The 14,816-nt window shown below is 68.4% G+C and carries 13 protein-coding genes; 12 read left to right on the top strand and 1 reads right to left on the bottom strand.

Annotated features, from left to right (window positions below; translation table 11 throughout):
• Positions 1–35: 35 nt before the first annotated feature.
• Positions 36–3,563, bottom strand: a complete 3,528-nt coding sequence (gene mobF / locus IEX47_RS02115) for a MobF family relaxase (RefSeq protein ID WP_229662553.1) — start codon at positions 3,561–3,563, stop codon at positions 36–38.
• Positions 3,564–3,915: 352 nt separating this feature from the next.
• Here mobF and IEX47_RS02110 point away from each other — a divergent pair, with 352 nt between their 5' ends.
• From IEX47_RS02110 to IEX47_RS02055, 12 genes are read left to right on the top strand one after another with little or no spacing between them, the layout of a single operon-like run.
• A complete protein-coding gene (locus tag IEX47_RS02110) occupies positions 3,916–4,533 on the top strand; it encodes a hypothetical protein (RefSeq protein WP_188782320.1) in 618 nt (205 codons plus the stop codon).
• Positions 4,479–5,477 carry a hypothetical protein gene (locus IEX47_RS02105; protein WP_229662552.1) on the top strand — a complete coding sequence of 333 codons (999 nt, stop codon included), beginning with the start codon at positions 4,479–4,481 and terminating at the stop codon, positions 5,475–5,477. The genes IEX47_RS02110 and IEX47_RS02105 overlap by 55 nt, the downstream gene beginning before the upstream one ends.
• Before the next feature lie 23 nt (positions 5,478–5,500).
• Positions 5,501–6,172, top strand: a complete 672-nt coding sequence (locus tag IEX47_RS02100; protein WP_229662551.1) for an SAF domain-containing protein — start codon at positions 5,501–5,503, stop codon at positions 6,170–6,172.
• The gene (locus IEX47_RS02095) at positions 6,172–6,939 is read left to right on the top strand and encodes a hypothetical protein (RefSeq protein ID WP_188782319.1); all 768 of its coding nucleotides are present in this window, start codon (positions 6,172–6,174) and stop codon (positions 6,937–6,939) included. The genes IEX47_RS02100 and IEX47_RS02095 overlap by 1 nt, the downstream gene beginning before the upstream one ends.
• Positions 6,936–8,420: a TadA family conjugal transfer-associated ATPase gene (locus tag IEX47_RS02090; RefSeq protein WP_188782318.1), complete on the top strand. Its 1,485-nt coding sequence runs from the start codon at positions 6,936–6,938 to the stop codon at positions 8,418–8,420. The genes IEX47_RS02095 and IEX47_RS02090 overlap by 4 nt, the downstream gene beginning before the upstream one ends.
• The gene (locus tag IEX47_RS02085) at positions 8,417–9,277 is read left to right on the top strand and encodes a type II secretion system F family protein (protein WP_188782317.1); all 861 of its coding nucleotides are present in this window, start codon (positions 8,417–8,419) and stop codon (positions 9,275–9,277) included. Before IEX47_RS02090 ends, IEX47_RS02085 begins: the two co-directional genes overlap by 4 nt.
• Positions 9,274–10,179 carry a type II secretion system F family protein gene (locus tag IEX47_RS02080; RefSeq protein ID WP_188782316.1) on the top strand — a complete coding sequence of 302 codons (906 nt, stop codon included), beginning with the start codon at positions 9,274–9,276 and terminating at the stop codon, positions 10,177–10,179. Before IEX47_RS02085 ends, IEX47_RS02080 begins: the two co-directional genes overlap by 4 nt.
• A 48-nt stretch (positions 10,180–10,227) precedes the next feature.
• Entirely contained in the window at positions 10,228–10,428 is a 201-nt protein-coding gene (locus IEX47_RS02075) for a hypothetical protein (protein WP_188782898.1), read from the top strand.
• Complete coding sequence (locus IEX47_RS02070) at positions 10,400–10,807, top strand: TadE family protein (RefSeq protein WP_229662550.1); 408 nt, start codon at positions 10,400–10,402, stop codon at positions 10,805–10,807. Before IEX47_RS02075 ends, IEX47_RS02070 begins: the two co-directional genes overlap by 29 nt.
• The gene (locus tag IEX47_RS02065; protein ID WP_188782314.1) at positions 10,807–11,241 is read left to right on the top strand and encodes a TadE/TadG family type IV pilus assembly protein; all 435 of its coding nucleotides are present in this window, start codon (positions 10,807–10,809) and stop codon (positions 11,239–11,241) included. The genes IEX47_RS02070 and IEX47_RS02065 overlap by 1 nt, the downstream gene beginning before the upstream one ends.
• Positions 11,238–11,663, top strand: coding sequence for a TadE/TadG family type IV pilus assembly protein (locus IEX47_RS02060; protein ID WP_188782313.1), 426 nt, complete (start codon positions 11,238–11,240; stop codon positions 11,661–11,663). The genes IEX47_RS02065 and IEX47_RS02060 overlap by 4 nt, the downstream gene beginning before the upstream one ends.
• Positions 11,660–14,776 (top strand): LysM peptidoglycan-binding domain-containing protein, encoded by a 3,117-nt coding sequence (locus tag IEX47_RS02055; RefSeq protein WP_188782312.1) that lies wholly within the window; start codon positions 11,660–11,662, stop codon positions 14,774–14,776. The genes IEX47_RS02060 and IEX47_RS02055 overlap by 4 nt, the downstream gene beginning before the upstream one ends.
• The last annotated feature ends 40 nt before the right edge of the window (positions 14,777–14,816 follow it).

Raw genomic sequence — 14,816 nt, 5'->3', positions numbered from 1 at the left:
GGGGATAACCCCGCCAGAACTGCCGCTGTGTACCCCTACGCGAGCGCCCGTCCCTCCCGTTCGACGGTTCGGCTGCGCCCGTCCTGGCTCACGGCGGCTCCTTCGGAGATTGCCCGGGCACAACGGACGGCCTGCTCCGCGCGGGCGGCATCGAGCTTCTGCGCCACGTTCTTCGGCTCGCCGAGAACCCTCCGCCCGTCCACCCTGTAGCGGTCGCGGTAGGCGGCAACCGTCCGAACCTCGTGAAGCCACCGACGGCGGGCGGGCTTGGCTGCAGGCGGAGCGCCCAGCCGCTTCAGCCACAGTGCCTTGTCGTCGACCGCCTGCTCGGCGAGAGCCAGCGCCCGTCCTTCCATCAATTCGGCGCGCTCAGTCAGTGCCTTGGCCATGACCTCGTTCATCGGGCCGTCCGCTACCGGGATGAGGCCGACGACCATCTTCGGGGTCGGGCGGCGCTTGCCTAGCTTCGGCTGGGCTGCTTTCTGGAGTCGGCTGATGAGCACGGCGCCGATGTCCTCGGCGTCGTCGAGGGAGCGACGCGTGACGAGGGCCGGCAAGAGCCAGTCGACGTCGTGGTGGTTGGCATCGGCCCGGCGCAGCTCGGCGGTGAGCGGGCCGAACGACTCCGACGCCAGCACCTGCTCGACTTGGGCGTCGGTCAGCCCGCTGTTCTTGATCGCCTTCACCCAGCGTTCGCGCTGGGCGACGGCACCGATGGTTTCGTACTCGGCTCCGAGTTGGGCGATGGACTCCCAGCGCTCCTGTTCGGCCACGATCATCTGGTGGGCCGACAGCTCGCCACCGATGTGCTTGAGCACGCCATAGAGGACGGTGTGGGCGTTCACCTCGTCGGGCTCGGGAGGGGCGTGGCCCTCGTCGGGCTTGTCGAGGGCAACGTAGGCGATGTTGGAGTCGCGGCCGCGGGTCATGGAGACGTAGAAGTTCTCGCGGGTCGTCGAGCCGGTGACGACGACGTGTGACGTGTCGACGGTCATGCCTTGGGCGCGGTGTGCGGTGACGGCGTATCCGAGGTCGACGTGCTCAGCGACGTACGCCGCAGGCAGCATGACCGTCCCGCCGAAGTCGACGTCGACACGCTGGACCTGCATCGAGCCGTCCTGGTGGACTCGGGTGACGATCCAGCGGTCACCGTTGCGGACGAACCCACCGCGCACCGTGCGCAGGCGACGGTCGTTGTGCCGGGTGATGATGAGATCGCCCTCGGATGCCTGGGTGCCGTCGGCGAGGTTGACCTCGATGTCGCCCACCGGGTGGGCGACGATCCGGTCGGCACGGGCTCGCCGGTTCAGGCGGATCACCATGTCGGATGCCTCGGCGACGAGAATCGAGGAGCGGCCCTCCTTCACGTCGGCGGCCCACGCGAGGTAGGCGGCATCCATCATCTCGTCGGTGGTGCCCTCGTGGACCCGCTCCTTTGCGATGTAGGTGCTGATGACCTCTGCGTGCCCGTGCCGCAGGTCGAGTGACGCGGTCTTCTCCCACTCGTGGGTGAAGCGGTGGATCTCGGTCAGCTCGGGAGTGTCGGGACGGGCGGAGGCCAGCAGCGTGAACGCCCCTCCCGCGTCGACCGACTGGAGTTGCGCCCAGTCACCAACCAGCAGCACCTTCGCTCCCGCGTCGGCTGCGAGTGCGGTGATTCGGTCGAGGGTGAGGGTCCCGGCGAGCGTGGCCTCGTCGATGATGACGAGCTGGCCCTTGCGGAACTGCGCCCGTCCTCGGTCGTGCTCGTGGAGCCACTTGGCCGTGTTCTCACACCCGATCCCCAAGTCCTCGGCGAGCACCTGCGCCGCGACAGCGCTCGGGGCGAGCCCGACGACGGTGCCCTTGCCGTGGGCCTTCGTCCACGCGGTCTTGAGCGCGTGCATCGCGGTGGTCTTGCCAGCACCGGCCGGACCAACGAGCAGGTCGACCTGACGCCCGGACACGGCGATGCCCACCAGCGTCTCGGACTGCTCGGCAGACAACAGGTGCTCCCTACGGGTCACCCGCTCGATCACGCCGAGGCTGACCTCGGGCGCCGTCAGGTCCTCCGACCGGGCAAGGAGCCGGTCCTCGGCGGCGAGCAGCGTCTCGGACGTGAACACGACGGAGTGCCGGGGTCGGAAACGAGAAGTGCCATCGGCACGACGGAACATGTCCGGGGTGGTCACCAAATCGGGCGGGGTCAGGGCGAGCGACTCCTGCTTGGCTGCGTCGACGATCATGCCGACGACGGCCTCGCGGTCCTCGGCGCTGGCGAAGCGCCAGCCCATCGTCTGCCGGGATGCCTCGGCCCAGAGGTTCCAATGCCGCCAGGTCGACCGCTTCTCCTCGACCGCTCCGAGGACGGAGTCAGCGACCTCGACAATCACGTCGAGCGGTACGTCATCGGCTCGGAGGGTGGGACGGGCGATGGGACGGGCGGTGACGTCCTTCGCCCATTCCACTGCACCCGTCCCCAGGATCTTCTGCGCCCGTCCTCGCCATTCGGTCGTCAGGTCGAACAAGGAGTGGATCTCCTTCTCGGGGCGGGTAGCCAACGTGGCCTGCGCGCGCAGCTGAATGATCTTCGCCGCGGACGGGCGACGCCCCGTGCGCTCCATGTGCTCGGCGATGAGCCGATCCTTCTCCCTATCGATGTGGCTTGACCTGCCGGAAAACTCACGAACGAGGGTCTCGGGGACGGGCGCGAGCTCCCAGGCCCCGTTGCGCTCCGTTCCGCGATCGCGCTGCTCCCACTCGATGCCGAACAGCCGGGTCATGCGGTCCGCGAGAACTGCGTTGTAGTGCTCGGAGATCGGCACGTTCGCCTCGTACATCGGATTCCCATCAAGGCTGCGCCAGCGCCCGTCCCCGGTCGTCTTCGCCTTGTTGGAGATGACGACGTGGGTGTGAAGTTGGGGGTCGCCGAGGCGGGAGTCCCAATGGTCGTAGGCGGTGGCGGCCACCCCGATCACGTCCGCCTGCATCACCGCACCGTCGCCGGCGGCTACGCCCCTCCTGGTCGCGACAACTTCTCGCTCCATGAAGTCGAGGACTTCGGCGACGGCATGGTGGTGTGCCTCGACGATGAGCGCCTGTGTCCCGGCGTCGGCGACGCCCCAGAGCGCCGACACCGATTTGGGAACGCTGAACGTGAAGTCGTACCCGGCCACCCCGCTCGACGGCTTGCCGGCTTCCTCGGTCTTGATCTGCGCGAGGGCCGCCGTGCGCTGTGTGTCGGTGAGGTCCGACGGGAGTTCGGCTACCCGTGCGGCCACGCGCTCCTCCATTGACGGGTAGACAGGAAACGCCCTTCCCAGCTTCTCGCCGGTGACCGGGTCGAGGCCCGCGCCGATCAGGCGCTGAAGCTGCTGCGAGGTCACGATGTCGCCCCGCCTGATCTCACCGTCGCCGAAGGCGTGCAGCGCGGAGCCCATCCAACGCCCTGGTGGGGTGCCTTTCTCGGTGTAGTACCGGGTGACCGGGTTGGGGTCGGCCATGCCGGCGTCCCCGCGCACCACGCTCTTGAGCAGGTAGTCGTAGCCCCGGCCTGCGTGGATCTTGCGCATTGAAACGGTCACGGCACACCTCCTTGGCGTGAAGGTGTCCATACAGGTCCACAGCCCCCACTCCGGTCCGAGTTGTCCACAGCGTCCCGGCCACAGAACCCTCCTCGTTCTGCATGACGTGTATGTCGAGAAGAGCGTTGGCGCCGTCGAGGACGGGCGCAGGCGCATGGAGCGCGCGGGTCACCTGTCGAGAGAAGGCGGCGTCTCGGCCGTCAGCAGGAAGGAGCGGAAGGTGAAAATCAGCTCGGTTCAACGTCCGACTTGTGACGTACGATGCAAGAGCGACGACCTGGTCGGCCCGCCGTCAAGGCGCCGTACGCGTCCTACGCGAGCCCCGCTCGCGCAGGCGGACAGGATCTCGGCCTTGACCCACGCACCGCGCACCTTCGTCGTAGCGACCGTCACTATGTTGACGATCGCCGTTGGAGGCTGCGCCTCCAACGGCAATGATCCGGCGGCGAGCCCGACGCCCACGACGAGCTCGCCTGCCCCGACCACAACCAACACGCCGCCTTCTGAGAGCGAGAAAGCATCAGAGGCGGCGTCTGCCGTTCTGTGGCGGTACTACGACGTTCGCAACCAGCTCCGTCAGGACTCGACGCAGCCTCTGACCATCCTTGACGACGTGGCGATCAGCACCGAACTGGCCGCGCAGGAGCACCTCTTCAAGACGGAACGCAAGCAGGGACTCCACCAAGTCGGCACGACGAAGGTGGCCAAGCTGGACGTCCAGTCGGTCAACCTCGACAACTCCGATCCGAAGGCCGGCAAGGTTCCGACGGTCGAGATCGACCTTTGCTTCGACGTGAGCGGCGTAGACGTGGTCGATGCGAACGGAAAGTCGGTCATCAGCCCTGACCGACCGGACACCGGATGGATTCAGTTCCTGGTATCGAACTATCAGTGGGACACCAATCCCGATGACGGATGGCGGGTTGCCTCCAGCCAGGACATCAAGCGCGCGCCATGCAAAGCCTCGTAGCGCGCGTCGTCGTCACCGCGCTCGCAGCGGCGGGTCCACTCGGACTTGCCCAAGGACCGTCGTACGCCGACACGGTGTGCCAAGTCACAGACCCCGAGACCGGCGTCTGCCTGATCTACGTCGAGGTCCCCGGCACTCCAGGCAACCCTGGTGGAGGCGGCAACGACGGACCGAAGGACACCGGCTCGGGTGCTGCCTGTTACTGGGACGGCACTTCGCAGGGCATCAGCGATCCGCCACCAGGACCGGTCGCATGCAGTACCGAGTACGGCTACTGGTCGAACGGCTACCGCTGCTACATCACCTTGCTCAACCCGCAGCCGCCAGCGGGTGACCCGAACTGGCAGGGGCACCAGCCCGGCGACGGGGCGGTCTACTCCTGCTACCAGCCGCCGACCGACCTTCTCATTTGGGTCTGGTCGCAGAACACTCCGCCGAACTCAGGCGCAGGGCCGACCCCACGCGAGGTCGCTCAGATCGCGATCCAGCAGATGGACCTTCGGGCCATCGACGTCGGTATCACGCCGGAGCCGGGCCCCCACAGCATCGGCATCGTCGGGATGCCTGTGTGGATGTGGGCGGCCAACCCGAACAGTCACACCGTCGGGCCGATCAGCGAGTCGGCGACAGCAGGAGGCATCACGGTTACCGCAACCGCCCGGCTGCACAAGATCACCTGGGACATGGGCGACGGCACGAAGGTCAACTGCGCGACCGCGGGTACGCCGTACAACGCGTCGTACGGCAAAGCCGAGTCGCCGGACTGCGGGCACACCTATCAGAAGTCCAGCTCGACGCAGTCGGGCGGCAAGTACACCGTGACCGCCACCTCGGACTGGGTCATCACATGGGCAGGGGCAGGTCAGACCGGGACCATCCGGCTGAACGGCCTCACACGAACGGTCGCGATCGCGGTCGGGGAAGCGCAGGTGCTCGTGCAGTAGCGGGCAGCGGAGAGGCAATGAGTATGAGCAGTGCAGCCACCCGGTTCGACGGGACTCTCAACCAGGAGGGTCCGGCCGCGATTGCGCTCGTGCCTCCACCGAAGCTGCGTCGGCGGCCGGCGCTCATCGCCTCTGCGATTGCTGCCATCTGCGTCGGGGCTCTGCTCGCGGGGTGGGCGTGGACGGCGACGACGAGCACCCAAGAGGTTCTCGTCGCTCGGCACAACATCGAGCGGGGTTCCGTCATCGCGGCCGACGACCTCGCCCGCGTGCAGCTCAGTGCCGATCCTGCGCTCAGGCCGGTCGCGGCGTCGCAGTTCGACCAAGTCGTCGGGCAGAGAGCAGCGATGGACATCGCCGAGGGCGGGATGTTGACGCCCGGCACCTTCACTTCAGAGGTCGTCCCGGGTCAAGGCCAGTCGGTTGTCGGTGTAGCTCTGACGCCGGCTCAAGCGCCAGGACTCGACCTCCGATACGGCGACGCAGTCCGGGTCGTCGTGACCCCCGCCAAGGGCGCTGAACTTCCAGCCGGGACCCCGCTCATCAACGACGCCACCGTGGTTGGGGTCCACGCCTCCGACACAACCGGCGAGACGGTCGTCGACCTCCTCGTACCCAGCCCCGACGCCGCCGTGCTCGCCACGCGGATCGCGACCGGCGACGTCGCCCTCGTCCTGGACTCACGGGAGCGCTGATGGCCATCGTCGCACTCACTTCGGCTTCCGGCTCTCCGGGCGTCACCACGACGGCTCTCGGGCTCGCGCTGCTGTGGCCGCGCCCGGTCCTGCTCGTCGAGGCTGACCCAACTGGCGGCTCGAACCTTCTCGCGGGCTACTTCCGGGGCATGCGCGAGTATCAGGCGGGGCTTATCGAGCTGGCGTTGACCGCGAGCAACCTCAGCGACGCGCTCGCCGACGCCGCCCGCCCCATCGAGGGGACGACAGTGTCGTTCGTTACCGGGACCCGATCACACACTCAAGCCAGCGCACTCCGGGATCTCTGGGCACCACTGGCCGAGACCCTCGGCGGGTTGGAGACGTCCGGACAGGACGTCATCGTCGATGCCGGCCGACTCGGGCTCCACGGCTCACCAGATCCGCTGCTGGATGCGGCCGACCTGGCGTTGCTCGTGAGCCGCACGACGCTGCCGAACCTATCGGCGCTGCGGTCGTGGGCCGAGGCGTTTCAGCGACCTGCGCTCGACTGGCACCAGTCAGGAGTTCTTCTCGTCGCCGAGGGCCAGCCCTACAGCGCCCGCGACGTCGCCGGGGCGGTGACCCTGCCGGTTCTCGCCTCCCTGCCCGATGATCCCGAATCTGCTGCCGTGTTCTCGCGTGGGGCACAACCGCCCAAGCGATTCGAGACTGGGTCGCTGGTTCGGGCGCTCCATGCGGCCATCGCGACGATCCACTCGACTATCACTGCTCGTCGCAACGAGCTGCTCGAAGGAGCCCGGTCATGACTACGGAACGCTCCGAGAACTACCAGGAGTCGCTGGCCGGGCTGCCGCTGTTCAGCCAATCGGTCCCGCCAGTGGCCGAGAAAGTCGAAGCCGCCCGTCCGTTGGGCTCGGTGGCACACCTGTCGACTGTGAGCAGCCCACCCCTCGGCCGGACCCTCGACTGGTCGCTGGTCTCTGCCCTGCGCGCCCAAGCCTCCGAGCAGCTCAGCCAGGCGGTCGCGGCCGACCGTGGCCGGCTGGACAAGACGGCGCAGGAGGAGCTGGGACGGACAATCGTGCTCGACCTGATCGAAGCGACGGTCTCCGACCGCGTGAACGCCGGGATGACCACCCTGCCGGGCGGCGAGCAGGACGCGTTAGCACGGGCGGTCTTCGACTCGCTGTTCCGGCTCGGCCGGCTCCAACCCCTCGTGGACGACGACCGGCTGGAGAACATCATCATCACCGGCCACGACAACGTCGTTCTCGAACGGACGGACGGCTCGCTGGTCGACGGGCCTCCTGTAGCCGACTCGGACGAGGAGCTGATCGACTTCCTCGTCTTCCTCGCCTCCCGGTCTGAGGTGAACGCTCGTGGGTTCTCCGAAGCCCAACCCAGACTGCACCTGCGCCTGGACGGCGGCTCCCGGCTCGCCGCTGCCGCGTGGGTGACACCGCGCCCCTCGGTCGTAATCCGACGTCACCGACTGATGGAGGTGACCCTCGCCGACCTCGTCGAGCGCCAGATGCTTTCGCCCGTCGCCGCGTCCTTCCTGCGAGCTGCGGTGCGGGCTCGCAAGTCCATCGTGGTCTCTGGAATGCAGGGCGCGGGTAAGACAACGCTCGTACGGGCGTTGTGCGCCGAGATCGACCCGCTCGAAGCGATCGGCACCTTCGAGACCGAGTACGAGCTGCACCTGCACGAGCTCGGCCGTCACCGGGTCGTCCATCCATGGGAGGCACGCCCCGGTTCCGGTGAGCGCGGGGCGGACGGGCGCATGGCCGGCGAGTTCACACTGGACGAAGCCTTGGTGGACTCCTTCCGCTTCAACCTCGCCCGCCAGATCGTCGGCGAGGTTCGGGGCAAGGAGGTCTGGGCCATGATCAAGGCGATGGAGTCTGGCACCGGCTCCATCTCCACCACCCACGCCTCCGACGCGGTAGCGGCGATCCGCAAGCTCGTCACCTGTGCGATGGAGGCCGGCCCCCACGTCACGCACTCGCTCGCCGCGAGCAAGCTGGCCTCGACCATCGACCTGATCGTCCACCTCGACCTGCGCACAGCAAACGAGGGAGGACGCTCGACCCGACGACGCCGGGTGGCCGAGATCATCGCCCTCGACCCCGGCGAACGTGAGACCGGCTACGCCACCACCCACGTCTTCGCCCCCGACCTCGACCGTGCCGCAGTCCCCGCGGTCCTGCCCGACGCCTACCGAGACCTTGCGACGTACGGCTTCGACCTCGGCGCCTACCTGGCGCAGCAGGAGGTGCGGTCGTGATCGTCCTCGTCCCGGCGCTCGCTGGCGCACTCGCCGTCGGCGGCCTGATCGCGCTCGTCGTCGGGCTGCGTCCCTCCCCGGTCGTGGAGCGCCCGTCCCGGCCACGCAAGGTCCGCACGATAACCAAGCAGACTCGGATGCTCCTGCTCGGCGGGTTCGGCATCGGCATCGTGGCGTTCCTCGTCACCGGCTGGGCGCTCGCCCTCGTGGTCGTCCCTGTCGCGTTCGTCGGCCTGCCCGTCCTGCTCTCCTCGTCCTCAGCGGCCCAGCGGATCGAACGGCTCGAAGCGATGGAGGAATGGACCCGGTCGCTCTCCGGAGTGTTGACCGTTGGGGTGGGCCTGGAGCAGGCCCTCGTCGCCACGCTCCGCTCCACCCCGGCGGCGATCGGTCCCGAGGTCACCCGGCTGGTTGCACGTCTTCGCGCCCGCTGGGTCACCGAGGACGCGTTGCGGGCGTTTGCCGACGAGCTCGACGACGCGACAGGTGACCTGGTCGCGGCCAACCTGATCCTCGGCGCCCGCAGGAGGGGCGCCGGTCTGGCGAGCGTGCTCGAAGGGCTGGCAGAGTCGGTCGCGGCAGACGTGCGCGCCCGTCGGCAGGTCGAGGCCGACCGCGCCAAGCCGCGTGCGACCGCCCGCTGGGTGACGCTGATCAGCGTCGGCGTCCTGGTGATCCTCGCGGTGTCGGGGACGTACGTGAAGCCGTACCAGAGCCCGCTCGGGCAGGTCATCCTCGTCGCGCTGCTGTCGATGTACGTCGCCACGCTCGTGTGGATGAAGCGCATGGCGATCGGACGGGCGATGCCCCGGTTCCTCTCGCCCGTCCCCGGCGCGGCGAGGGAGGGCGCGGCATGACCACCGGACTCCAGATCGCACTGGCAGGAGGGGCGTTCCTCGGCCTCGGCGTCGTACTGCTCGTCGCCCGCCTCATGCCCGTCGAACCGGACCTTGCCGAAGCACTTTCGCGGCTCACCCCTGCCAGGGGACGCGCGAACACGGTCGGCCCGGTGACCACGGCGAAGGGCAAGGAACGGATCGGCGTGTGGGCGATCAAGGCCCTGCCGCCGGCCATCTGGATCAGGACCCCGACCCGCGAGCTCGCCTTGTTGCGCATCCCAGTGGCCCGGTTCTACGGCGACAAGATCGTCATGGCGCTCATGGGCCTGGTGATCCCGCCGCTCCTGGCGTTCTTCTTCGAGCAGATCGGGCTGGGCTTCCCTATCGCGATCCCCGCCATCGCGTCACTCGGGCTGGCCGTGGTGACGTTCTTCCTGCCCAACTACAACGCCGTCGACGACGCCCGGAAAGCCCGGCTCGAGTTCGCTCGCGCGCTGGGGGCGTACATCGACCTCGTCGCCTTGGAGCGCAACAACGGCTCCGGCGTCCGGCAAGCGATGGAGTCCGCGGCCGAGGTCGGCGACTCCTGGGTCTTCACCCGACTGTCCGAGGAGCTGACCCGCTCCCGGTGGTCGGGCCAGCCGCCCTGGGATGCCCTGCACGCCCTGGCCGACGAACTGGGCCTGCCCGAGCTCGACGACTTCGCCGACATCATGCGGCTCTCCGGGGAGGAAGGTGCCTCGGTCTACACCAGCCTGCGTGCCCGCTCGGCTGCCATGCGGACGGCGATGCTCAACGACGAGATCGCCGAAGCCAACGCTGTGGGCGAGCGGATGACCATCCCCGGCTCCCTGCTCGGCGTCATCTTCATGGCGCTGCTCGTTGCCCCATCCCTGCTGCGGATGTTCAGCAGCACCTGACCACCCCGAACCCACGAAAGGGATCCCACCAAGGAAAGGAAACACCGGATGAACCGATTGCTCGCACTCCTACTCACACTCCATCTCAATGCCGGTGACTGGGCCGATGCGCGCCTGAATGCCCGCGACGAACGAGGCTCCGTCACGACCGAGCATGTGCTCTGGGCTGTGGCGGTCATCGCCATCGTCGGCATCGTGGTCGCGGCGATCAAGGCATACGTTGAAAGCCAAGCTGGCAACATCAAGTAGCAAGCAGCGGGACGAACGCGGCTCGGTGTCGATCGAGCTGGTCATCTTGCTGCCGGCCCTGTTCGCGGTCATGTTCCTGGGGATGCAGGCCGCGCTGGTCTACCACGCCCGGACCGTGGCGATCGCTGCCGCGCAGGAGGGCGCAAAGACCGCCGGCGGCGAGAACGGCAAGGCGTCCGACGGGGTCTCCGCTGCCTCCTCGTTCGTCGTCGACGCCGGTGGCGACGACGTCCTGACCGGCGCGAGCGCGACTGCCGACCGCACCGCGACCACGGTCACCGTGACGGTTCGAGGACACAGCCTGAGCGTGATTCCGGGCTGGAATCCGGTGATCGTCCAGTCAGCCACGCTGCCCGTCGAGAGGCTGACCGCTCCGTGATGACTTGGCTGCACACGAGGGACGAGCGAGGCTCGGCTGCGGTCGAGGCCGTCGTCGGCGTGCCCGCCTTCGTGCTGTTCGTCGGGCTCATCATCTTCGGCGGCCGCACCGCCACCACCCACTCCGCCATCGAATCCGCTGCCGCCGACGCCGCACGCACCGCCTCAATCGCCCGGACCGCGGCGCAAGCGAAGCAGGACGCCGAGTCCGCCGCGCAGGCGAGTCTGGCCAACCAAGACGTCCACTGCCTGAGCGTGACTGTGTCGGTCGACGTCTCCGACTTCAGCAAGACCGTCGGCCAGGCCGGCTCGGTCTCCGCGACTGTGGAGTGCCGCCTCGACCTGGGCGATCTCTCCGTCCCAGGGGTCCCTGGCAGCCGCGTTATCAAGGCCACCAGCAACTCGCCGCTAGACACCTTTAGGGAGCGCGGATGAAGCACCGTACTCGTGACGACCGCGGCTCCATCAGCGTCTGGCTGGCGGTGTCGAGCTTCGTGATGATCATCCTGGTCGGGCTCGCGGTCGACCTCGGTGGGCAAGTCCACGCGAAGCAGCGCGCTCACGACATTGCCGCCGAGGCAGCCAGGACGGGCGGCGAGCAGGTGCAGGCCGCGCCCGCGATCAAGGGCCAGTACGTCGCCGTGGACGCGGTCGCCGCGCGGAACGCGGCCGAGGACTACCTGACCGCCTCCGGCGTGACCGGCACGGTGACGATCACCGGCGGCGACACCATCACGGTCGACGTGACCGGCACCTACACCCCCAAGTTCTTGAGCTTCATCGGCATCGGCGACCTCACTGTCACCAGCCATGCCTCAGCACGCCTGATCCGCAGCCTCGGAGGGAGCGAACAATGACCCAACCCACGCTTCGACAGCGACTCCAAGGTCTCGCGGCGACGCTGCTCATCCTGCTGCTCATCGCGGGGGTTCCGTTCCTGCTCATCGCCATCGGCGCCGCCCCATGGAAGGCCGACCTCGACGAACTGCGAACCCTCCTGTCCAGCCCCGACGACGGAACCCTCGCGATGGCCGTCATCGCCACCGTCGCCTGGCTCGCCTGGGCGTTCGTCGCCATCTCGGTAGTGCTGGAAGTCATCTCACAGGTGCGAGGTCTGCCTACTCCCAACCTCCCCGGCCTCAGTGCTCCACAGCGGGCAGTCGGTCAACTCGTGACGGTCGCTGCGTTGTTGTTCGTCGCTGCCCCGACCGTGATCGCGGCGTTCCCGACTCCGCCCGCCCACGCCGCGACCGCTGCGCCCGTCCTCGAAACGCCTCGTCTCGCGGCCGTCGAGACTGCGCCCCTCCTCCCCGCGGGTGCGCCCGTCCTCGTCACGGCCGACGCCACGACCTCGGAGAAGTCGACTATCGAGTACACGGTTAAGCGCGGCGACAGCCTGTGGAGGATCGCCGACCGCCTGCTCGGGGACGGTGCACGGTTCCCCGAGATCGTCGCGCTCAACAGGGACGTGCTCAATGGGCGACCCGACTTCATCGTCTCCGGCACGGTGCTCAAGGTTCCGTACCTGGCGCCCGAGCCCGAGGCGGATCGCCCGTCCGAGGAGTACGTCGTGCAGCCCGGGGACAGCCTGTCGGAGATCGCCGAGGCGAAGCTCGGTGACCCGATGCGCTACCCGGAGCTCTTCGAGGCATCCCGCGACACCGTGCAGCCGGACGGCGCGACTCTGATCGACCCGGACCTCATCCTGCCGGGCTGGGAGATCACCATTCCGGGGCAGGCCACGCACAAGGCCGAGGTGCCCGAGGAACCTCCGGTCGAGGTCGTGCCACCTGTCGATGTGGAACCGCCTGTCGAGACACCACCCGTTGAGCTGACTCCCAAGCGGACGGTCACCGCCCAGCCTGATCCCGTGCCGGTGGCCGCCAATGCGGGCCAAGCTGACGACGAGGTCGACTCGTCGGCACCGGGCTGGTTGGTGCCGGGCCTGACCGGCGCCGGGGCGGTCCTCGCCGCACTGGTCCTGCTGGCCGTACGTGCCCATCGCAACACCCAACTCCGCTACCGCCGTCCCGGACAGACCATTGCCCCTCCTCCCGAAGAGCTGCGCGCAGTCGAGAAGACGGCGTTCGTCTCCGGCGCACCGCTGACGACCACCATCGAGGATCTGGACCGGGCGCTGATGCACCTCGCCGGTGAGTGCTCCGACTCGGGACGAGCGCTTCCGCGCGTCGTCACTGCGACTCTGGCCAAAGGCACCGTGACGCTTCGCCTCGCCGAAGACGCTGTTCCGCCGGAACCGTGGACGGGCACAGGGACCGAGTGGTCCCTCCGACTCGGCGGCACGCTGCCCGAGCGCGGCGATGTGCTCCCGCCGTACCCACTGCTCGTCACCGTCGGGCAGGACGGCGACGGTCTCCACCTCGTCAACCTGGAGCACCTCGGCGTCGTAGCTCTCGCGGGCGATCCCGAGCGCGGCAAGGCGCTGGCCCGGCACATCGCGGCCGAGTTGGCACTGAACCCGTGGGCGACCATCGTCGAGGTCAACGTCATCGGGCTCGGCGAGGAACTCACCCCGCTCGACGCGCTCCGACTGCGCCACTACGCCGGCGGCGAGCGGATAGTTGCCACCACAGCACGGGACGTCTCGGTGTCGCTGGAGAACGGTTGGGGCGACCCCGACCCGTACCGCGTGGTCATCACGACCGGCGACGGGACGGTCGAACTCGCGCCCCTCCTCGCCTCGCCTTCCTCCCGGCTCGGGACTGCACTGGTCTCACTGGCTGCGCCCGTGCCCGAATCGACCGTGTTCGAGGTCGACCACACTGGACGGCTCCGTGCGCCCGTCCTGGGGCTCGACGTTCAGGCGGCCGGGCTCACCAGCGAGGAAGCAACCGCCTGCGCCGCCATTGTCGACCTGACCCGCGAGAGCCAGCCGGTGAAGGTTCCTCCGTTCGCGCAGGCCGCGGACGGATGGCAGGCGTTCGCCGACCAGGCCGGAGCACTGCGCGAGGAGTTGACCGACGTCCGCGAGGAAGGTCCCGCCGGAGACGGCTCGATGTTGCCCGAGCCGGCCGAGGCTTACGTCGAGGCGGCGGCAACCACCGTCGAAGACGTGGAAACCCTCGCGCCGGTCGTGCCCGAGCAGGTACGCCGCACCGTCGAGGAAGCCGACCCGACGCTCGACGAAGACGTCGCCGACTGGTTCGACGACGACAACAAGCGGCCTCGTCTGACGCTCTTCGGAGCCGTCAACGCCAAAGCCTTCGGACCCATCGGCACCGCCATCACGAAACGAAAGCCGTACTTCGTCGAAATGCTCGCCTACCTCGTCCTCCATCCGAAGGGCACAGCTGGAGCCGCCATGGCGGATGCCTTCGCAGTGGCGCCCTCGCGCGCGCGAACCGACCTTGGGACGCTCCGCAACTGGCTGGGCATGAACCCGCGCTCGGGACAGGAGCACCTGCCACAGGCGTACAAGTCACCGGCGTTCAAGGAGACCGGGGTTCGGACCTATCAGGTCGAGGACGTGCTCTGCGACGTCGACCTATTCCGACGACTGCGCACCCGCGGGCAGGCACGGGGCGCTGACGGCATCGCGGACCTGGGCACGGCGCTCCGCCTCGTCGCGGGCGTTCCGTTCAGCAACCTCCGCGACAAGGGCTGGACGTGGTTGCTCGATACAGAGCGAGTCCACGAGACGATCGGCCACGCGATCGTCGACACAGCGCACATCGTCGTGGTCGACGCGCTGGCGAGGGACGACCTCCAGACGGCCAGGGAAGCCGCCGAGACTGCGTGCACGGCAGCTCCTTACGACGACATCTGCCGCCTCGACTTGGTGAAGGTCGCAGTCGCCCAAGGCCACCTCGAACTGGCCGAGCGCATGCTCAACCACGACGTCTTCAACCGGACGGACGACTATCTGCCGCCGATCGACCTCCCCGAGAGGACGAGCGATGTGGTTTGCAAGGAGGGCTGGGGCCACTCCAGGCGTCGTCCGTCCGCCTGACCTGACTCTGCGCAACCCCGCCGCCGAGGACTACTTCGAC

Origin of the sequence: Nocardioides phosphati (genome assembly GCF_014646375.1) — a bacterium.
GTDB classification, from domain to species: Bacteria; Actinomycetota; Actinomycetes; order Propionibacteriales; family Nocardioidaceae; genus Nocardioides; species Nocardioides phosphati.
The sequence above is the reverse complement of the archived record's forward strand: the minus strand, read 5'-3'. Positions and strand labels throughout refer to the sequence as shown.